15 protein-coding genes are annotated in these 19486 nt (G+C 67.2%); 13 read left to right on the top strand and 2 right to left on the bottom strand.

What is annotated here, in order from left to right:
- The first annotated feature begins 55 nt into the window (after positions 1 to 55).
- From QRD43_RS18655 to rlmD, 3 genes are all read left to right on the top strand, one after another.
- Positions 56 to 1009: a peptidoglycan DD-metalloendopeptidase family protein gene (locus QRD43_RS18655; RefSeq protein ID WP_285984015.1), complete on the top strand. Its 954-nt coding sequence runs from the start codon at positions 56 to 58 to the stop codon at positions 1007 to 1009.
- A 25-nt stretch (positions 1010 to 1034) separates the two neighbouring features.
- On the top strand, positions 1035 to 2084 hold the full coding sequence (gene rpoS / locus QRD43_RS18650) for an RNA polymerase sigma factor RpoS (RefSeq protein ID WP_434063908.1): 1050 nt from the start codon (positions 1035 to 1037) through the stop codon (positions 2082 to 2084).
- Between the two features lie 88 nt (positions 2085 to 2172).
- Positions 2173 to 3537: a 23S rRNA (uracil(1939)-C(5))-methyltransferase RlmD gene (gene rlmD, locus QRD43_RS18645; RefSeq protein ID WP_285984014.1), complete on the top strand. Its 1365-nt coding sequence runs from the start codon at positions 2173 to 2175 to the stop codon at positions 3535 to 3537.
- A 115-nt stretch (positions 3538 to 3652) separates the two neighbouring features.
- Here rlmD and QRD43_RS18640 read toward each other — a convergent pair whose 3' ends face one another.
- A complete protein-coding gene (locus QRD43_RS18640; protein ID WP_285984013.1) occupies positions 3653 to 4342 on the bottom strand; it encodes a Bax inhibitor-1/YccA family protein in 690 nt (229 codons plus the stop codon).
- Between the two features lie 194 nt (positions 4343 to 4536).
- Here QRD43_RS18640 and QRD43_RS18635 point away from each other — a divergent pair, with 194 nt between their 5' ends.
- The 6 genes from QRD43_RS18635 to QRD43_RS18610 all read left to right on the top strand — a co-directional run bounded on the left by QRD43_RS18635 (position 4537) and on the right by QRD43_RS18610 (position 13755).
- Positions 4537 to 4941 (top strand): GlcG/HbpS family heme-binding protein, encoded by a 405-nt coding sequence (locus QRD43_RS18635; RefSeq protein WP_285984012.1) that lies wholly within the window; start codon positions 4537 to 4539, stop codon positions 4939 to 4941.
- A 156-nt stretch (positions 4942 to 5097) separates the two neighbouring features.
- A complete protein-coding gene (locus tag QRD43_RS18630; protein WP_285984011.1) occupies positions 5098 to 7869 on the top strand; it encodes a DUF3857 domain-containing protein in 2772 nt (923 codons plus the stop codon).
- Positions 7870 to 8153: 284 nt separating this feature from the next.
- Complete coding sequence (carA, locus tag QRD43_RS18625) at positions 8154 to 9314, top strand: glutamine-hydrolyzing carbamoyl-phosphate synthase small subunit (RefSeq protein ID WP_285984010.1); 1161 nt, start codon at positions 8154 to 8156, stop codon at positions 9312 to 9314.
- A 24-nt stretch (positions 9315 to 9338) separates the two neighbouring features.
- Positions 9339 to 12605 (top strand): carbamoyl-phosphate synthase large subunit, encoded by a 3267-nt coding sequence (carB, locus tag QRD43_RS18620; RefSeq protein ID WP_285984009.1) that lies wholly within the window; start codon positions 9339 to 9341, stop codon positions 12603 to 12605.
- 120 nt (positions 12606 to 12725) lie between these two features.
- Positions 12726 to 13202, top strand: coding sequence for a transcription elongation factor GreA (gene greA / locus QRD43_RS18615; protein ID WP_285984008.1), 477 nt, complete (start codon positions 12726 to 12728; stop codon positions 13200 to 13202).
- 127 nt (positions 13203 to 13329) lie between these two features.
- Positions 13330 to 13755, top strand: coding sequence for a DUF4149 domain-containing protein (locus QRD43_RS18610; protein ID WP_285984007.1), 426 nt, complete (start codon positions 13330 to 13332; stop codon positions 13753 to 13755).
- A 71-nt stretch (positions 13756 to 13826) separates the two neighbouring features.
- Here QRD43_RS18610 and yhbY read toward each other — a convergent pair whose 3' ends face one another.
- Complete coding sequence (gene yhbY, locus QRD43_RS18605; protein ID WP_285984006.1) at positions 13827 to 14300, bottom strand: ribosome assembly RNA-binding protein YhbY; 474 nt, start codon at positions 14298 to 14300, stop codon at positions 13827 to 13829.
- 31 nt (positions 14301 to 14331) lie between these two features.
- Between yhbY and QRD43_RS18600 the strand changes: the two genes are divergently transcribed.
- The 4 genes from QRD43_RS18600 to glmM all read left to right on the top strand — a co-directional run bounded on the left by QRD43_RS18600 (position 14332) and on the right by glmM (position 19394).
- The gene (locus QRD43_RS18600; RefSeq protein ID WP_285984005.1) at positions 14332 to 15000 is read left to right on the top strand and encodes an RlmE family RNA methyltransferase; all 669 of its coding nucleotides are present in this window, start codon (positions 14332 to 14334) and stop codon (positions 14998 to 15000) included.
- A 159-nt stretch (positions 15001 to 15159) separates the two neighbouring features.
- Entirely contained in the window at positions 15160 to 17049 is a 1890-nt protein-coding gene (gene ftsH / locus QRD43_RS18595) for an ATP-dependent zinc metalloprotease FtsH (RefSeq protein WP_285984004.1), read from the top strand.
- A 108-nt stretch (positions 17050 to 17157) separates the two neighbouring features.
- On the top strand, positions 17158 to 18063 hold the full coding sequence (gene folP / locus QRD43_RS18590) for a dihydropteroate synthase (RefSeq protein ID WP_285984003.1): 906 nt from the start codon (positions 17158 to 17160) through the stop codon (positions 18061 to 18063).
- Positions 18060 to 19394 (top strand): phosphoglucosamine mutase, encoded by a 1335-nt coding sequence (gene glmM, locus QRD43_RS18585; protein WP_285984002.1) that lies wholly within the window; start codon positions 18060 to 18062, stop codon positions 19392 to 19394. The genes folP and glmM overlap by 4 nt, the downstream gene beginning before the upstream one ends.
- The last annotated feature ends 92 nt before the right edge of the window (positions 19395 to 19486 follow it).

Below are 19486 nucleotides of genomic sequence, written 5' to 3'. Positions count from 1 at the left end.
TTGCACGAACATGCCTTTCCAACTCCGCCCCTTGTCTCCGGCACAACAAGCGCTGATGTCGAATCGAGCCTGGCTGCGCCGCGGCGCCGCCGTGGGTCTCCTGGGCCTGCTGGTCGCCTGTGCGTCGCCGTCCCACCGCGCCCCCGTCGAAGACCGCAGTGCCGGCGCCGGCAGCCGCTCTGCGGCGTCTGCGCCTGCGCAGCCCAGCTCGTCGGCCACGACCGCGGGCACCGAGATCAAGCCGCTGCCGGGTGCCGAGAACGCCGGCAAGCCGGGCTACTACACCGTCAAGCAGGGGGACACGCTCATTCGCGTCGCACTGGACAACGGTCAGAACTGGCGTGACCTCGTCAAGTGGAACAACCTTCCCAATGCCAATCTGATCGAGGTGGGTCAGGTCTTGCGTGTCGTGCCGCCCGGCGCCAGCGCGGCCGTGAGCACGAAGCCGGTGACCACCGCGAAGGTCGAGACGCGTCCGCTGGACGGCAAGGCCTCGACACCGGCGGCGGCCTCGTCGGCGGTGACGGCGGGCACTGCCGCGTCGGCGCCGGCCAGTGGTTCGGCGGCTGCCAGTGCGGTGGCCTCGTCGGCGTCGTCCACCTCGCCAGCGGCCAGCGCGGCGGTGGCCAAGGGCGGTGACGACGACGTGGCGTGGGCCTGGCCCGTGCCCGGCCCGGTGGTCCAGGCGTTCGACGACACCCGGAACAAGGGTGTGGACCTTGGCGGCAAGGCCGGCGATGCCGTGCTGGCTGCAGCCAGCGGTCGCGTGATGTACGTCGGCGCCTCGCTGCGCGGCTATGGCAACGCCATCATCGTGAAGCACGCGAATGACTACCTCAGCGTCTATGCGCATAATCAGACCATGCTCGTGAAGGAGGACCAGCTGGTCCACCGCGGTCAGAAAATCGCCGAGATGGGGTCTAGCGATGCCGATCAGGTCAAGCTTCACTTCGAAGTCCGCAAGGGTGGCAGGCCGCTGGATCCCGCCAAGTTGCTGCCGCCGCGCTGAATGCGCCTAGCTCAAGGGGCCGACCATGGAGAACTCTCTGGAACACGCCCCTGAGCTGCCGCGCCGGCCGCTCGCTGGCGCCATCGCACGGCATGACGATCCCGGCTCGGAGGAGCCGTCCGAAGACGCGCAGGATGACGCACGGGACGACGCCGGGGAGGATGCCCTGGACGATGCCCGAGAGACCGCCCGGCCAGCCGAGCTGATGGCGCAAGGCGAGGTGGAGCTGGGCAACGCGCTGCAGGCCTACCTCCGCGACATCCGCCGCACCCCGCTGCTGACGCCGCAGCAGGAATTCGACACCGCCATGCAGGCGCGCGCGGGCAGCTTCGAGGCCCGCCAGGCCATGATCGAGCACAACCTGCGGCTCGTTGTCAGCATCGCCAAGAACTACCTCGGCCGGGGCCTGCCGATGAGCGACCTCATCGAAGAAGGCAACCTCGGCCTGATGCACGCCATCGGCAAGTTCGAGCCCGAGCGCGGTTTCCGTTTCTCGACCTATGCCAGCTGGTGGATCCGCCAGGGCATCGAGCGCGCGCTCATGCACCAGGCCCGCCTGGTGCGCCTGCCCGTGCACATCGTGCGGGAGCTGAATCAGGTGCTCAAGGCACGCCGTGCCCTCGAGGCGCTGGCCAGCCAGAAGGGCGCCGAGGCGCAGGTGAGGGCGGACGAGATCGCCCATCTGCTCAACCGCCCGGTCGCCGAGATCAACGAGCTGCTGGCCTACGCCGAGCTGCCCAGCTCCCTCGATGTGCCGGTCGATCGTGGCAATGAGGGCGGCGAGGCGATGGTCGACCTCGTGGCCGACGACCAGTCCCCCGACCCGATGGGCTCACGGCTGAGCCATGAGATCGAGGACTTGCTGGCGCACGGGCTGGCGGCGCTCAGCGAGCGCGAACGCGAGGTGCTCTCCGGACGCTACGGGCTGGCTGACCGGGAGCCCGAGACGCTGGACGTGCTGGCGCAGCGCCTGGGCCTGACGCGCGAGCGTATCCGCCAGATCCAGATCGAGGCGCTCACCAAGCTCAAGCGCAACATGATGCGGCACGGCATCAACCGCGACGCGCTCTTCTGAGGCCCTGCTGGCGGTGAACCCACCAGCTTTCGCGCCCCGCACCGGCGGCTGAGCCGGGCTCGCGTCCGGCCCTGGGATAATCGCCGGCATGACGCAACAATCAGAATGGCTCAAGGTCGAGTCGCTGGACATCGAGGCGCAAGGCATTGCCCACAACAGCGAAGGCAAGGTAGTCTTCATCGAGGGCGCGCTGCCCGGTGAAGAGGTCCAGGTCACGGTCGGCCGCAAGAAGAACAACTGGGAGCAGGGCAGCCTTGTGGCCCTGCGTCGTGAGAGTTCGCAGCGCGTGCCCCCCGGCTGCCCGCATTTCGGGCTGCACGCGGGCGCCTGCGGAGGCTGCAAGATGCAGCACCTGCACGTGTCGGCGCAGGTGGCTGTCAAGCAGCGCGTGCTGGAGGACAACCTCTGGCACCTGGGCAAGGTGAAGGCCGAGCGCCTGCTGCGCCCCATCGAGGGGCCGGCCTGGGGCTATCGCTACCGCGCTCGTCTGTCGGTGCGCTACGTGCCGAAGAAGGGCGACGTGCTGGTGGGCTTCCATGAGCGCAAGAGCCGCTACATCGCTGACATGCAGCAGTGCCGCATCCTGCCTCCGAAAGTGAGCGACCTGCTGCTGCCGCTGCGCGCGTTGGTCGCCAGCATGGATGAGCGGGACCGCCTGCCGCAGATCGAGCTGGCCATGGGGGACGTGGACGGGCGTCAGATCACGGCGCTGGTGCTGCGCCACCTGGAGCCGCTGGGTGAGGCCGATCGGCAGCGCCTGCGGGACTTCGCGTCCGCGCACGACGTGCAATGGTGGCTGCAGCCCAAGGGGCCGGATACCGTGCACCTGTTGGACGAAGGCGGCACCGAGCTGGCCTACACGCTGCCCGAGTTCGGCATCCTGATGCCGTTCAAGCCGACGGACTTCACGCAGGTCAACCACCACATCAACACGGTGCTGGTGGGGCGTGCGCTGCGCCTGCTGGAGGTGCAGAAGGACGAGCGGATCATCGACTGGTTCTGCGGCCTCGGAAATTTCACGCTGCCGCTGGCCACGCAGGCGCGCGAGGTGCTGGGCATCGAGGGCAGCGAGGCGCTGGTGCAGCGCTCGCGCGAGAACGCCCGGCGCAACCAGCTGGACCACAAGACCAACTTCGTGGCCCGCAACCTGTTCGAGATGACGCCGGCCATGCTGGTCGCGGACGGCCATGCCGACCGCTGGCTGGTGGACCCGCCCCGCGAAGGCGCCTTCGCGCTGGTGAAGGCGCTGGCGGACCTCTGCGAGGACCCGAGCCTTGCACCCGGCTGGCAGCCGCCGCGCCGCATCGTCTACGTGTCCTGTGCGCCCGCCACGCTGGCGCGCGACGCCGGCCTGCTGGTGAACGTGGCCGGCTACCGCTGCACGGCGGCAAGTGCGGTGAACATGTTCCCGCACACGGCGCACGTGGAGAGCATTGCGGTCTTCGAGCGCTGAGCCGCGCGGGACTCGTCAAGCCATGAAAAAGGGCTCCGGAAACGGAGCCCTTTTGCGTTGTCTGCGGGGAACGGTGGCCTCGGCGCGCGGGGCGCCGGGGCCTTGCTGACCCGACTCAGTCGCGTTCGCCGCCGAAGATGCCGAGCATGGCCAGCAGGTTCTGGAACACGTTGTAGATGTCCAGGTAGATCGCCAGCGTGGCGCTGATGTAGTTGGTCTCTCCGCCGTCGATGATGCGCTTGACGTCATAGACCATGAAGGCAGAGAACACGGCCATCGACAGCACCATCAGCGTGAGCATCAGCGCCGACGACTGCAGGAACACGTTCACGAGGCCGGCCACCAGCATGATGATGGCGCCGATGAACAGGAATTTGCCGAAGCCGGAGAGATCGCGCTTGATCACGGAGGCGAGGCTGGCCATGGCCAGGAAGATCACGCCCGTGCCGGCGAAGGCCGTCATGATCAGCGACGGGCCGTTCTTGAAGCCCAGCACGAAGGCCAGCAGACGCGACAGCATCAGGCCCATGAAGAACGTGAAGGCGAGCAGGGAAGCCACGCCGGCGGCACTGTTCTTGGTCTTCTCGACGAGGAACATCAGGCCGAAAGCGCCCACGAAGAACAGAATCAGGCTCGGGCCGCGGCCCATGGCGGCCAGGAGGCCGGTGCTGACGCCGATCCAGGCGCCCAGGACTGTCGGCACCATGGACAGGGCCAGCAGCCAGTAGGTGTTGCGCAGCACGCGCTGGCGGTCGGCGGCCAGGCCCAGGGCAGCGCTGCCGAATTGACCTTGAACGTCGTACATGAATTCCTCCGGTTTCGATGTCTGTGCCTGCCCAGGCTGGGCAGACCCACCGATTCTATGGCCGGGCGTGGGGCAGTTTTGCCCGGGACCCGCCCAATCCATGGACGGGCAAAGGATAAAGTGCGGGCTCGTCTGCCCTTTGCAAGCCTCGTGGCGCCAAGGCGCAGCTTCTCTTCAGCACTCAAGAGCTCCCCATGAAGCAAAAGCCCTATCTCGCCCTGGATGACGTCAAGCGCATCGCCGCTGCCGCCGAGGCCGAAGCCGTGAAGAACAACTGGGCGGTCAGCATCGCCATCGTCGACGATGGCGGCCACCTGCTGTGGCTGCAGCGTCTCGACGGCGCCGCGGCCATCTCGGCGCAGATCGCACCGGCCAAGGCGCACACGGCAGCCCTGGGGCGTCGCGAATCCAAGGTCTACGAGGACATGATCAACCAGGGCCGCGTGTCCTTCCTGAGCGCTCCGGGCCTGTCGGGCCTGCTGGAAGGTGGCGTTCCGGTGATGGTGGACGGATTCTGCGTGGGCGCCGTCGGCGTCAGTGGCGTGAAGTCCAGCGAGGATGCCCAGATCGCCAAGGCCGGCATCGCCGCCCTGGGCTGACGTCGCCGACGCCCTTTGCCCCCTCGGGTGAAGGGCATCGCAGGGGCAATTCCTGAGACGAAACTGCCGCCCCGGCACTGACAATCCCCCCGCGCCCCGGCTCTCGATCAGGAAGGCCGGGCGACTAGACCATGAGATCGTGGCAGGGGGGACATCATGAAGAACGGATGGCGCCGGCGCAGCCTGGCATGGCTGCTCGCGTGCGGCATGGGCGTTGTCGGCGGGCTGGCCCTGGCCCAGTCGCCGACGCACCCGCCCGCGCCTGAGAAGGCGGCAGGGGGCGCCGCCCCGGCGAAGGCCGGTCTCATCGGCCCTCAGCCGGCCTGGGTGACACCGGTCAGCGTGCCGGTGGAGGCGCAGGGGGTGGCCCAGGAAATGCGCCAGGGCGTGCACTACCTGCTGTCGGATGCGCAGGTGCGCGTGGACGGCCAGCAGCGCCAGTTCTACCGGCACTTCGCCATGAAGGCGCTGAACGAGAAGGGCGTCGAGAGCATCGCGAACGTCGAGCTCCGCTTCGATCCGGCCTATGAGCGCCTGGTGCTGCACGCCGTCAGCGTGATCCGGGGCGGGCGGCGCATCGAGCGCCTGCCGGGCCTCGAGCTCCGGGTGATCCAGCGCGAGAAGGACCTCGACTACCTGATCTTCGACGGCAGCAAGTCCGTTCATGCCTTCCTGGACGATGTGCGGGTCGGCGATGTCGTCGAGTACGCCTACACCGTCAGCGGCAGCAATCCGGTGTTCGGCGACCGCTTCTTCGGCGCCTTTGATCTGCAGTGGGGCAGCCCCGTCGGGCGGGTCCATGCGCGTCTGCTGTGGCCCGCCGGCCGCCCGCTGCACATCAAGTCCCTGAACGGCGCCCCGGAGGTCGTGCAGCGGCGGGTGGAGGGGCAGGAGGAATACGTCTGGCACCGGCAGGGGCAGGGCGGATTGCAGCCGAGCCCGGATGCGCCCGGCTGGTATGACCCCTACGCCCAGGTGCAGTGGGGCGATTTCGGCAGCTGGGCTGACGTGGCGCGCTGGGCCGTGCCTCTGTACCGGGTGCCGGAGGGGCTCTCGCCGGCGCTGCAGGCCGAGGTGCAGCGCATCGCGGCCCTGGGCCCCGATCCCAAGCTGCGCACGGCGGAGGCGCTTCGACTCGTGCAGCGCGAGGTGCGTTACCTTGGCGTGGAGGCTGGGGCAGGGTCCCATGCGCCGAACGCGCCGAACCTCGTGTTCAAGCGGCGTTTCGGCGACTGCAAGGACAAGACGGTGCTGACGCTGGCGCTGCTCAAGGCGCTGGGGGTGAAGGCGCAGGCCGCGCTGGTTCATACGCAGCAGCGCAGGACGCTGGCGCGGCAGCTGCCGCGCCCCAGCGTCTTCAATCACGTCATCGTCCGGGCGGACATCGGCGGACGTGCCTACTGGCTTGATCCGACCCGCGCCACGCAGGCCGGCCCGCTGGACTCGCTGGGGCAGCCCGACTTCGAGCGGGCGCTGCTGGTGGACCCCGCCAGCACGGATCTCACCACGGTGGAACCCGGTGCGGCCATGCTGCACAAGCGGTGGGTCGCCATGCGCATCGACGCCAGCGCAGGGCTGTCCGAGCCCGCACGCATGACCGTGACGACGACGCTGGAGGGCGTGAGTGCCGAACAGATGCGCGCCAGCCTGGCCGCCGACACGTCTGCCGAGCTGCAGAAGCGCTACCTGAACTACTACGCCCGCTCCTATCCCGGCATCGCCGTGGCGCAGCCGATGGAGGTGCAGGATGGCGCCCCCCAGGCCGGCCGGCTGACGGTGGTGGAGCACTACCAGGTGAAGAACTTCTTCGCCCGGGCCGCCGGCCACCCGCGGGTCGAGGCCTCGCTGGAGGTGCCGGAGGTGCTCGGCCAGCTGCAGGCGCCGCGCGAGGCCATCCGCAATGCGCCCCTGGCGCTAACGCACCCCCAGGAGCTGCAGCATGAACTGGAAGTGCTGCTGCCGGAGCACTGGGACATCCGGGACGAGCAGGAGGAGATCAAGGACGTCGCCTTCTCCTTGCGCCGCACCGTGCAGGGAGCGGGCCGCCGCCTGCTGATCCGGGATGACTTCCGCTCGCTGGCCGGGCATGTGGAGCCCCAGGATGCAGCCACCTATGCGGCTGATATCGAGAAGGCCCGCAAGCTGGTGGGCTATGTGATCTACAAGGGTGACCCGACGAGCGCCAGCGCGACGGCGCCCGAGGCCGCGCAGGGGCAGCTGAATCTGCCGGTCCTGCTGCTGGCCCTCGTGATGCTCGCCGTTTTCGTGAAGCTCGCCGTGGGCTGGCACCGATGGGATCCGGCGCCGGCGCCGACCCTGAACGGCTACACGGAGCCCGGGCTCGGCGGCCCGCTGCTCCTGATGGCGCTGGGCATCCTGGTCAACGGCTTCCTCATCGTCCAGAACGGTCTGGAGGTGCTGCCGGCCTACGGCCAGGGCGTGTGGAACCAGCTGACCGTCGTCGGGGGCGCCCGTTATCACCCCGCCATGGCGCCGCTGCTGCTGGTCGAGCTGCTGGGCCTGCTGGCCCAGGCGGTCGGCTGGGTGCTGCTGGCCACGGTGTTCTTCAGGCGGCGCAGCAGTGCCGTCCGCATCTGGCTCGTGTTCATGTGGGCCTCGGCCATCTTCTCGCTGCTGGACCACCTCGCGATCACCCTCGTGCCGGTGCTCGCCGATGTGGCGGCGAAGGGGGGACTGGCGAAGGCGATTCGAGGTCTGGTCATCGTGGGGCTCTGGACCTGGTACCTGCTGACGTCGGAGCGCGTGAAGAAGACGTTCGTGTGCCGCTACCGTGAAGGCCAGGCGGCGGAGCCTGGCGAGGAGGGGGGTGCACCGGCACCGGCGGCCCCGTCGGACGGCGCGTCGAGGGCGGGCGCGGCAGAAATGGCGCCGCCGAACGCCGACGTGTCGGCTTCGCCGCTGGCCTGAATCCTTCCTTCGTGCCGGGCGAATGCCCGGCACGCGGATGACGGGACTTTTTGTGCGGAACTTCGCTCGGTAAATACCCTGGTCGGTTATACTTAGCAGGTTTACCCGCAACCACCACCGCACCCAGCGAAACTCGAACCGTTTCCCCACGAAATCAGGGATTCAAGGCCGGAAGGCGGCGTCTGTCAGGGACGCTTCCTGGGCCAGCAAGGCCGCCTCAGACCGACTGGTGTGTGGCGGCTTTTTCAGAGCAGAACTGGGCGCGCACAATAACGGAGAATCCCGTGCTGCCCGATCTGCTTTCCTCCCCTTCAGCGATCCTCGCCCTGGCAGACGGCACGGTCTTCAAAGGCACCTCGATCGGCGCTGCCGGTCATACCGTCGGCGAAGTGGTGTTCAACACCTCGCTCACCGGTTACCAGGAAATCCTCACCGACCCCAGCTATTGCCGGCAGATCGTCACGCTGACGTATCCGCACATCGGCAACTACGGTGTCAACGACGAGGATGTCGAGGCCCAGAAGATCTTTGCCGCAGGCCTGATCATCAAGGAAGTCCCCGTCCTTGATTCGAACTTCCGCAAGACCCGCAGCCTGCAGCAGTACCTGAAGGATGAAGGCACGGTGGCCATCGCCGGCCTCGACACCCGCCGCCTGACCCGCGTGCTCCGCACCCACGGTGCCCAGAACGGCTGCATCCTGGCGCTCCAGCCCGGTGAGGCCATCACCGACGCCCTCATTGCCGACGCCATCGCCCGTGCCAAGGCCGCGCCGAGCATGGCTGGCCAGGATCTGGCGAAGGTCGTCTCCCGCACCGAGCGTGAAACCTGGACCCAGACCGAGTGGACGCTCGGCAAGGGTTACGGCGAGCAGACGGCGCCCAAGTTCCATGTGGTCGCCTACGACTTCGGCGTGAAGCGCAACATCCTGCGCATGCTCGCCTCGCGCGGCTGCAAGATCACGGTCGTGCCGGCCGAGACACCCGCCAGCGCGGTCTTCGACCTCGAGCCGGACGGCGTGTTCCTGTCGAATGGCCCTGGCGATCCCGAGCCCTGCACCTACGCCATCGACGCGGCCCGCCAGCTGATCGAGGCTGGCATCCCGACCTTCGGCATCTGCCTGGGTCACCAGATCATGGCCCTGGCCAGCGGTGCCAAGACCTTCAAGATGAAGTTCGGCCACCACGGTGGCAACCATCCCGTGAAGGACCTGGACAACCAGCGCGTCTCCATCACGAGCCAGAACCACGGCTTCGCGGTGGACGCCGCCACGCTGCCGGCCAACCTGCGCCCGACGCACATCAGCCTGTTCGACGGCACGCTGCAAGGCCTGGCCCGCACGGACAAGCCCGCCTTCTGCTTCCAGGGTCACCCGGAAGCCAGCCCCGGCCCGCATGACATCGCTTATCTGTTCGACCGGTTCATCGGTCTGATGGCCAAGGCCTAAAGCCGAAGAGAAGGAGAACAAACAATGGCAAAACGCAGCGACATCCAGAGCATCCTCATCATCGGCGCCGGCCCCATCATCATCGGCCAGGCCTGCGAATTCGACTATTCCGGCGCCCAGGCCTGCAAGGCCCTGCGCGAAGAGGGTTACAAGGTCATCCTGGTCAACAGCAATCCGGCGACCATCATGACCGACCCGGACACGGCCGATGTGACCTACATCGAGCCCATCACGTGGCAGGTGGTCGAGAAGATCATCGCCAAGGAGCGGCCGGACGCGATCCTCCCGACCATGGGCGGCCAGACCGCGCTGAACTGCGCCCTGGACCTGCACAAGCACGGCGTGCTGGCCAAGTACGACGTCGAAATGATCGGCGCGAACGAGAAGGCCATCGAGAAGGCGGAGGACCGCCTGAAGTTCAAGGACGCGATGACCAAGATCGGCCTGGACTCGGCCAAGTCGGGCATCGCGCACACGATGGAAGAGGCCTGGGCGGTGCAAAAGCGCATCCAGGCCGAGATCGGCGGCCCGGGCTTCCCGATGGTGATCCGCCCCAGCTTCACGCTGGGCGGTACCGGCGGCGGCATCGCCTACAACCCCGAGGAGTTCGAGGAAATCTGCAAGCGCGGTCTCGACCTCTCGCCGACCAACGAGCTGCTCATCGAGGAATCGCTGATCGGCTGGAAGGAGTACGAGATGGAAGTGGTCCGCGACAAGGCGGACAACTGCATCATCGTGTGCTCGATCGAGAACCTGGACCCGATGGGCATCCACACCGGTGACTCCATCACCGTGGCCCCGGCCCAGACGCTGACCGACAAGGAATACCAGCTGCTGCGCAACGCCTCCATCGCCATCCTGCGCGAGATCGGCGTGGACACCGGCGGCTCGAACGTGCAGTTCTCGATCAACCCCAAGAACGGTCGCATGATCGTGATCGAGATGAACCCGCGTGTCTCGCGTTCGTCGGCCCTGGCCTCCAAGGCCACGGGTTTCCCGATCGCCAAGGTCGCGGCCAAGCTGGCCGTGGGCTACACGCTCGACGAGCTGAAGAACGACATCACCGGTGGCGCGACCCCGGCGTCCTTCGAGCCCTCGATCGACTACGTCGTCACCAAGATCCCGCGCTTCGCCTTCGAGAAGTTCCCGATGGCCGACTCGCACCTGACCACGCAGATGAAGTCGGTCGGTGAGGTGATGGCCATGGGCCGCAGCTTCCAGGAGTCGTTCCAGAAGGCCCTGCGTGGCCTCGAGACCGGCATCGACGGCCTGACCGAGCGCTCGACCGACCGCGAGGAGATCGTGCAGGAGATCGGCGAGCCCGGCCCTGAGCGCATCCTCTTCCTGGCCGACGCCTTCCGCATCGGCATGAGCCTCGAGGAAGTGTTCGACGAGACCGCCGTGGACCCGTGGTTCCTGGCGCAGATCGAGCAGCTGATCCGGATCGAGCAGAGTCTCAAGGGTCGCGCGCTGGCTTCGTTGAGCAAGGACGAGCTGCGCTTCCTGAAGCAGAAGGGCTTCTCCGACAAGCGCATCGCCAAGCTGCTCGGCACGAACCAGCACGAGGTGCGCCGCACGCGCCATGCCCAGGGCATCCGCCCGGTCTACAAGCGTGTGGACACCTGCGCGGCCGAGTTCGAGACGCAGACCGCCTACATGTATTCCACCTATGACGAGGAGTGCGAGGCCGCGCCGACGGACAAGAAGAAGATCATGGTGCTGGGCGGTGGCCCGAACCGCATCGGCCAGGGCATCGAGTTCGACTACTGCTGCGTCCACGCTGCCCTCGCCATGCGCGAGGACGGCTACGAGACCATCATGGTCAACTGCAATCCCGAAACGGTATCGACCGACTACGACACCTCGGACCGCCTCTACTTCGAGCCGGTCACGCTGGAAGACGTGCTGGAGATCGTCGACAAGGAAAAGCCCGTCGGCGTGATCGTGCAGTACGGCGGCCAGACCCCGCTGAAGCTGGCGCTGGACCTGGAAGCCAACGGCGTGCCCATCATCGGCACCTCGCCGGATTCCATCGACATCGCCGAGGACCGCGAGCGCTTCCAGAAGCTGCTGCACGAGCTGGGCCTGAAGCAGCCGCCCAACCGCACGGCACGCAGCGAGGACGAAGCCGTCGTGCTGGCCCAGGAGATCGGCTACCCGCTGGTGGTGCGCCCGAGCTATGTGCTGGGCGGCCGTGCGATGGAGATCGTGCACGGTGACAAGGACCTCGAGCGCTACATGCGCGAGGCGGTGCGCGTCTCCGACAAGTCCCCCGTGCTGCTGGACCACTTCCTGCAGGACGCCGTCGAGGTCGACGTGGACTGCATCTCCGACGGTGAAGCCGTGATGATCGGCGGGATCATGGAGCACGTGGAGGCCGCGGGCATCCACTCGGGTGACTCCGCCTGCTCGCTGCCGCCCTACACGCTGTCCGCCGATCTGCAGGACGAGCTGCGCCGCCAGACGGCCGCCATGGCTCGCGCGCTGAAGGTCGTCGGCCTGATGAACGTGCAGTTCGCCATCCAGGGTGACGTCAGCAAGGGACTGGCCGACAACCAGGTCTACGTGCTGGAAGTGAACCCCCGTGCGTCCCGCACCGTGCCCTTCGTCTCGAAGGCCACGGGGCAGCAGCTCGCCAAGGTGGCGGCCCGCTGCATGGCCGGCCAGAAGCTGGCCCAGCAGAAGGATCGCAAGGGCGAAGTGCCGCACGAGGTCGTGCCGCCGTACTTCAGCGTCAAGGAGGCCGTCTTCCCCTTCAACAAATTCCCTGGCGTGGATCCCATCCTCAGCCCGGAAATGCGTTCGACGGGTGAAGTCATGGGCGCTGGCCGCACCTTTGGTGAGGCCATGCTCAAGAGCCAGCTCGGCGCCGGCAGCCGCCTGCCGCGCCAGGGCAATGTGCTGATCACGGTGAAGAACAACGACAAGGCCCGCGCCGTTGCCGTGGCCCGCGACCTCCAGGCCCTGGGCTTCGGCGTCGTGGCCACCAAGGGCACCGCCGCCGCCATCAGCGAGGCCGGCGTGCCGGTGCAGGTGGTGAACAAGGTCAAGGACGGCCGCCCGCACATCGTGGACATGATCAAGGGTGGCGACATCCAGCTGGTCTTCACGACGGTGGACGAGACCCGCGCCGCGATTGTCGACAGCCGTCACATCCGCCAGGCCGCCCTGGCCAACCGTGTGACCTACTACACCACCATGGCCGGCTGCGAAGCCGCCGTGGAGGGTATGAAGCACAAGGACGGCCTGCTCGTGCAATCCCTGCAGGAACTGCACGCCGAACTGAACTAAACTTCAGTCCTGCCGGACAGCCCCCGATATCCCGGGGTCCGGTCCGGCCCCAAAAACCGCCGCCGCGGCTCGATTGCGAGTCTCTGCGGCGGTCTTGTTTTGTCTATCAAGGTTCTATGTATGGCCACGATCCCTCTGACCAAGCGCGGCTCTGAAAAGCTGAAGGAAGAACTGCATCGACTCAAGACGGTCGAGCGCCATGCCGTGATCAACGCCATCTCCGAAGCGCGGGCCCAGGGCGACCTGTCCGAGAACGCCGAGTACGAAGCGGCCAAGGACAAGCAAGGCTTCATCGAAGGCCGCATCCTGGAGATCGAGGGCAAGCTCGCCGCGGCCCAGGTCATCGACCCCTCCGAGGTGGATGCCGGCGGCAAGGTCGTCTTTGGCACCACGGTGGACCTGGAAGAGGAAGCCACCGGCAACGAGGTCACCTACCAGATCGTCGGTGACGACGAGGCCGACCTGAAGCTGGGCCTGATTTCGATTTCCTCGCCCATCGCCCGTGCGCTGATCGGCAAGGAAGCCGGTGACGTGGCCGAGGTGCATGCACCGGGCGGCGTGAAGCGTTACGAGATCGTCGAAGTCCGGTATGTCTGACCACCCCCTACCGGCTGCGCCGGCCCCCTCGAGGGGGCAAGGCCGAGGGCCCGGCAGAGCCGGATCCCCGGCCTTCGCTGGGGAGGCTGAGGTCGTTTAAGGGTCCTCGCTTCTAGGAACGACTGCGATGCTGATGCGTGTTCGGGCTTTGCTGGCCGCCCTGTGGGGCGGCTTTCTTCTGTGCGTGGCCGGTGTGGCTGCACCGACGGCGTTCGGCGTGCTGGCGCGGCCGGAAGCGGGGCGCTACGTCACCCGGCTGTTCGAGCTGGATGCGCGGGTCGGCCTGGCGCTGGGTCTGCTGCTGGTGATGATGGAGCGCCGGCTGCAGCGAGACGCCGAGTCGGCCCGCATCACGACGCCCGAGCTGCTGTTGCCGCTGGGCGCACTGTTCTGCGTGGTGCTGGGCTACTACGGGCTGCAGCCGCTGATGGCCGAGGCACGGGCAGGGCAGGGGGCGCTCAGTTTCGGAGCGCTGCATGGCATCTCGTCCGGCATCTTCGCGCTCAAGGCCTTGCTGGTGCTGGGCCTGGCCTGGCGGACCAGTCGGCACTGAGGCGGCCTCGGGCATGAAAAAAGGACCGGCGCCCGAAGGCGGCGGTCCCGGTCGGCCAGGGCCGGTGGCGCTCAGTCGGCGACGCGCTTCTTCACGCTGCGCTGCTTGGGCTTGGCACGCTTGATCTCGCCGCCCTGGGCCACGCGCTGGTTGCCCAGCAGCTCGACCTTCTTGATGGTGGGGCGGCTGTTCCCGTTCTTCGAGAACTTGACGATCTTCACCACCTTGGGCGCGGGCATGCCACCCTCGCGCTCGTTGCGCTCCTTCTCGGGGATGGGGCGCCACAGGATCAGCAGCTTGCCGATATGCTGGATGGGCGCGGCATCGAGCTCGTCAGCGAGTTGCTCGAGAATGGCGCCGCGCATCTCGCGGTCATCCGACATGACGCGCACCTTGATGAGGCCATGGGCCTTCAGGGCGTGGTCGGTTTCTTTCACGACGGCGGGCGTGAGTCCATCGGCGCCAATCATCACGACGGGGTCGAGATGGTGGGCGTCGGCACGTTTTTCCTTGCGCTGGGCAGGGGTCAGTTGAATCGCAGGCATGGCCGTATTATCGGGCCAGACGCTCCAAATCATGAAAATCGACAGCAAAAGCAAGAAGATCAACAAGGCGTGGCTCAATGACCACGTCAACGACCCCTATGTGCGGCTGGCCCAGAAGGAGGGCTACCGCTCCCGGGCGGCCTACAAGCTCAAGGAAATCGACGAGGAACTGCGGCTGATCAAGCCTGGGCAGGTCGTCGTGGACCTGGGGGCCTCGCCGGGCGCCTGGAGCCAGTACCTGCGCCGCAAGTTCGCCCCGAAGCTGGCCGGCACCGGCGGCGCGGCGGTGGGGGAGCTCAACGGCACCATCATCGCGCTGGACCTGCTGGAGTTCGAGCCCGTCGAGGGGGTGCACTTCATCCAGGGCGATTTCCGCGAGGAGACCGTCCTGCACCAGCTGGAGGCTGCGCTGGACGGCAAGCCGGTGGACGTGGTGGTGTCGGACATGGCGCCCAACCTGTCGGGCATCGAGATCACCGACGCCGCGCGCATCGAGCACCTGATCGAGCTGGCCATCGACTTCTCCCAGCACCATCTGAAGCCCGAAGGCGCGCTGGTGGCGAAGGTCTTCCACGGCAGCGGCTACAACCAGCTGGTGGAGCTGTTCCGGAAGTCGTTCAAGAAGGTGAAGGCGGTCAAGCCCAAGGCCTCGCGGTTCCGGTCGGCCGAGACCTTTCTGGTCGGCATGGGCTTGAAGTAGGTCAAGCCGGCGTCACGTCAAACGGCTCTGCGCGACTTTTGCCTATCGCGCGGCAAGGTTTTGACAATCAGGATGCAGCTCTTGACTGCAATAGAATCAACCCCATATGCCGTGCATCAGCCGCTCCCTGCGGCGTGTGGAATGGAATAAGGAGTCGCGGTGAACAATCAGTGGTTCTCGAAGGTAGCTGTTTGGCTGGTGATCGCCTTGGTGCTGTTCACCGTGTTCAAGCAGTTCGACAAGCAGCGCCCTGTCGACGCCGTGAGCTACACCCAGTTCATGGACGATGCCAAGGCCGGCAAGATCAAGCGGGTCGAAGTCCAGAACCGGATGTTGCGTGTCACGCCGTCCGATGGCGTGGCCTACAACCTCGTCCAGCCGCCCCACGTCTTCATGGTCGATGACCTGATGAAGTACGGCGTGCAGGTGGTCGGCAAGGCCGATGACGAGCCCTCCGTCCTGCAGACCCTGCTGATCAGCTGGGGTCCGATGATCCTGCTCATCGGCGTGTGGATCTACTTCATGCGCCAGATGCAGGGGGGTGGCAAGGGCGGTGCGTTCAGCTTTGGCAAGTCCAAGGCCCGCATGCTGGATGAAGCCAACAACACCATCACCTTTGCGGATGTCGCCGGTTGCGACGAGGCCAAGGAAGAGGTCAAGGAACTGGTGGACTTCCTCAAGGATCCCCAGAAGTTCCAGAAGCTCGGCGGCCGCATTCCCCGCGGCGTGCTGATGGTCGGCCCGCCGGGCACTGGCAAGACGCTGCTGGCCAAGTCCATTGCGGGCGAGGCGAAGGTGCCGTTCTTCACGATTTCGGGCTCCGACTTCGTCGAGATGTTCGTCGGTGTGGGGGCGGCCCGTGTGCGCGACATGTTCGAGCAGGCCAAGAAGAGCGCGCCCTGCATCATCTTCATCGATGAAATCGACGCCGTCGGCCGCCATCGCGGTGCCGGCCTGGGCGGTGGCAATGACGAGCGCGAGCAGACCCTCAACCAGATGCTGGTCGAGATGGACGGCTTCGACACCAACCTGGGTGTCATCGTGATCGCGGCCACCAACCGCCCGGACATCCTGGACCCGGCCCTGCTGCGTCCCGGCCGCTTCGACCGCCAGGTCTACGTGACCCTGCCGGACATCCGTGGCCGTGAGCAGATCCTCAACGTGCACATGCGCAAGGTGCCGATCGGGCAGGACGTCAATGCGTCGATCCTGGCCCGCGGCACGCCGGGCATGAGCGGTGCGGACCTCGCCAACCTCGTCAACGAGGCCGCGCTGTTTGCCGCCCGCCGCAATGCCCGCACCGTCGAGATGATCGACTTCGAGCGCGCCAAGGACAAGCTCTACATGGGCCCCGAGCGCAAGAGCATGGTCATGACGGAAGAGGAGAAGCGGGCGACCGCCTACCACGAGTCCGGCCATGCCATCGTGGCGGAGTGCCTGCCGGGCACGGACCCGGTGCACAAGGTCACCATCATGCCGCGCGGCCGCGCCCTGGGCGTGACCTGGCAGCTGCCGGAGCGTGACCAGTACAGCCGCTACTACAAGCAGATGCTCAACGAGATCAGCATCCTCTTCGGGGGCCGCATTGCCGAGGACCTGTTCGTCAAGGACATCTCCACCGGTGCGTCCAATGACTACGAGCGTGCCACCCGCATTGCCCGTGACATGGTCACCCGCTACGGCATGAGCGAACTGCTGGGCCCGATGGTCTACGCCGAGAACGAGGGCGAGGTCTTCCTCGGTCGCAACATGACCAAGACCGCCAACATCAGCGAGAACACGCAGCAGAAGGTCGACGGCGAGATGCGCCGTATCCTCGACCAGCAGTACGCCGTGGCGCAGAAGATCCTCGAGGACAACCGCGACAAGGTCGAGGCCATGACGGCTGCGCTGATGAAGTGGGAAACCATCGACCGCGACCAGGTGCTGGACATCATGGCCGGCAAGCCGCCTCGCGGCCCCGGCGAGGCCCCGAGCAATCCCAGCAGCGGCCCCAGCAGTGGCGGCACGCCGGCCGTCAGCACCGACGGTGCTCCCGCAGCGGCCTGAGCCCCTGCGCTGAGGTCCAAGGCCTGTCTCGTCGAGACGGGCCTTTTTCTTTGTCACCGACGCTTTCAGGGGTTACCCAAGCGTTGGCCGCTCTCAAAAGACCGCCCCATGTCCATTCGCCCGCCCGTCTGGCAGACCACCCGTTTTCGCATCGACCTGCGGCGCCCGCAGGTCATGGGCATCGTCAATCTGACGCCCGATTCCTTCTCCGATGGGGGCCAGCATGCCGGGCCTGCGGCCGGGCTGGCGCATTGCGAGCGGCTGCTCAAGGAGGGCGCGGACATCCTGGACATTGGCGGCGAGTCCAGCCGTCCCGGGGCGCCGCGCCTGAGCGCGGATGACGAATGGGCGCGCATCGAAGGCGTGCTGCGCGGGGCCCTGAGCCTCGGGGTGCCCGTGTCCATCGACACCTGCAAGGCCGCGGTCATGCAGCGGGCGGCTGATCTTGGTGCGGACATCCTCAACGACATCCAGGCCTTGCGTGACCCGGGCGCCGAGGACGTGATGCTGGCGCACCCGCAGCTCGGTGCCTGCCTCATGCACATGCGCGGGGACCCGGGCAGCATGCAGTCCCTGACGGACTATGGAGATGTCGTGCAGGAGGTCGCGCACTTCCTGGGCGAGCGGGCAGGCGTGCTGCGGGCAAGGGGAGTCGCCGCGGATCGCCTCGTGCTGGACCCGGGCTACGGTTTTGCCAAGACCGTCGAGCAGAACTTCGAGCTGCTGCGCCGCCAGGGCGAACTCGAGGCGCTGGGCTATCCCTTGCTGGCGGGTCTGTCGCGCAAATCCGCCATTGGCGCGGTGACGGGCCGCACCGTCGATCAGCGGCTGCCCGGCAGCCTGGCGGCGGCCTTGCTGGCGCTGGCTCACGGCGCGCGCATTCTGCGCGTGCATGACGTGGCGGCCACGGTCGACGCCCTGCAGGTGTGGGGGGCAGGGGGAGGCGCCGGCATCGGGGGCGACTTCATCGGCGAGAATGCCAGCGATTCAAAATTCGGAGGACGCTCGCAATGAGCCGCAGCTATTTCGGGACCGACGGCATTCGCGGAACCGTCGGCCAATCGCCGATCACGCCGGACTTCATGCTCCGCCTGGGCCATGCCGTGGGCAAGGTGCTGCGCCGCAATGGCGCGGCACGCCCCAGCGTGCTGATCGGCAAGGACACCCGCATCTCCGGCTACATGCTGGAGTCCTCCCTGGAGGCCGGCTTCGCCTCGGCCGGCGTCGATGTCTGGCTCACGGGTCCGCTGCCGACGCCCGGCGTCGCCTACCTGACCCGCGCCCTGCGCCAGGACCTGGGCGTGGTGATCTCCGCCTCGCACAACCCCTTCGCGGACAACGGCATCAAGTTCTTCTCCGCCAAGGGAGAGAAGCTGCCGGACGCCTGGGAGATCGCCGTCGAGCAGGCGCTGGAAGAACCCGCCGCCTGGGTGGACTCCGCCAGCCTGGGCCGCGCCCGCCGTCTGCAGGATGCCCGTGGTCGCTACATCGAGTTCTGCAAGGCCTCCTTCAGCCAGGACCTGAGCCTGCGCGGGCTCAAGCTCGTGGTGGATGCCGCCCACGGTGCGGCCTACCACGTCGCGCCGGACGTGCTGCACGAGCTCGGGGCCGAGGTCATCTCCATCGGCTGCAGCCCGGACGGGCTGAACATCAATGCGGGCGTTGGCGCGACCTCCCCGGAAGCGATCGTGAAGGCCGTCAAGGAGCACGGCGCGCACTACGGCATCGCCTTGGACGGTGATGCCGACCGCCTGCAGTTCGTCGACGCCGAGGGGCGCCTCTACAACGGCGACGAGCTGCTCTACGTCATGGTGGCGGACCGCCTGGCCCAGGGCCAGCGCGTGCCGGGTGCCGTGGGCACGCTGATGACCAATATGGCCGTCGAGCTGGCGCTGAAGAAACGTGATGTCGACTTCGTCCGCGCCAAGGTCGGTGACCGCTACGTGCTGGAAGAGCTGATCGCCCGCGGCTGGCAGCTGGGCGGTGAGGGCTCCGGCCACCTGCTGGCCCTGGACAAGCACACCACCGGAGACGGCATGGTCAGTGCGCTGCTGGTGCTGTCGGCCATCTGCCGCACGGGCAAGAGTCTGGCGCAGCAGCTCGAAGGCGTCACCCTGTTCCCGCAGACGCTGATCAATGTGCGCATGCAGCCCGGCCAGGACTGGAAGGGCAATGCCGAGCTGGCACGTGTCCAGGCCGAAGTCACGGCCGAGCTGGGCGATCGCGGCCGCGTGCTCATCCGCGCCTCGGGCACCGAGCCGCTGCTGCGCGTGATGGTCGAGGCCAGCGATGCCGCGCTGGCGCAGTCCTGCGCCGAGCGCATGGCCGCCACCGTCCGCGCCTGATCCGCAAGAAGGCACAAATGAAAAGGGCGCCCGCTGGGGGCGCCCTTTTGCATGGGTGCATGGTGTAGAAGCGGGCCGGCCGAGGCGCCGGC

Origin of the sequence: Roseateles subflavus (assembly GCF_030285365.1) — a bacterium.
Lineage (GTDB): Bacteria > Pseudomonadota > Gammaproteobacteria > Burkholderiales > Burkholderiaceae_C > Roseateles_B > Roseateles_B subflavus.
Note: the sequence above shows the minus strand (reverse complement) of the source record. Positions and strands in the feature narration are given on the sequence as shown.

Coding starts and splice junctions, on each gene's coding strand:
- QRD43_RS18655 (WP_285984015.1), top strand. CDS start 56: ATGTCGAATCGAGCCTGGCTGCGCCGCGGCGCCGCCGTGGGTCTCCTG.
- rpoS (WP_434063908.1), top strand. CDS start 1,035: ATGGAGAACTCTCTGGAACACGCCCCTGAGCTGCCGCGCCGGCCGCTC.
- rlmD (WP_285984014.1), top strand. CDS start 2,173: ATGACGCAACAATCAGAATGGCTCAAGGTCGAGTCGCTGGACATCGAG.
- QRD43_RS18640 (WP_285984013.1), bottom strand. CDS start 4,342: ATGTACGACGTTCAAGGTCAATTCGGCAGCGCTGCCCTGGGCCTGGCC.
- QRD43_RS18635 (WP_285984012.1), top strand. CDS start 4,537: ATGAAGCAAAAGCCCTATCTCGCCCTGGATGACGTCAAGCGCATCGCC.
- QRD43_RS18630 (WP_285984011.1), top strand. CDS start 5,098: ATGAAGAACGGATGGCGCCGGCGCAGCCTGGCATGGCTGCTCGCGTGC.
- carB (WP_285984009.1), top strand. CDS start 9,339: ATGGCAAAACGCAGCGACATCCAGAGCATCCTCATCATCGGCGCCGGC.
- greA (WP_285984008.1), top strand. CDS start 12,726: ATGGCCACGATCCCTCTGACCAAGCGCGGCTCTGAAAAGCTGAAGGAA.
- QRD43_RS18610 (WP_285984007.1), top strand. CDS start 13,330: ATGCTGATGCGTGTTCGGGCTTTGCTGGCCGCCCTGTGGGGCGGCTTT.
- yhbY (WP_285984006.1), bottom strand. CDS start 14,300: ATGCCTGCGATTCAACTGACCCCTGCCCAGCGCAAGGAAAAACGTGCC.
- QRD43_RS18600 (WP_285984005.1), top strand. CDS start 14,332: ATGAAAATCGACAGCAAAAGCAAGAAGATCAACAAGGCGTGGCTCAAT.
- folP (WP_285984003.1), top strand. CDS start 17,158: ATGTCCATTCGCCCGCCCGTCTGGCAGACCACCCGTTTTCGCATCGAC.
- glmM (WP_285984002.1), top strand. CDS start 18,060: ATGAGCCGCAGCTATTTCGGGACCGACGGCATTCGCGGAACCGTCGGC.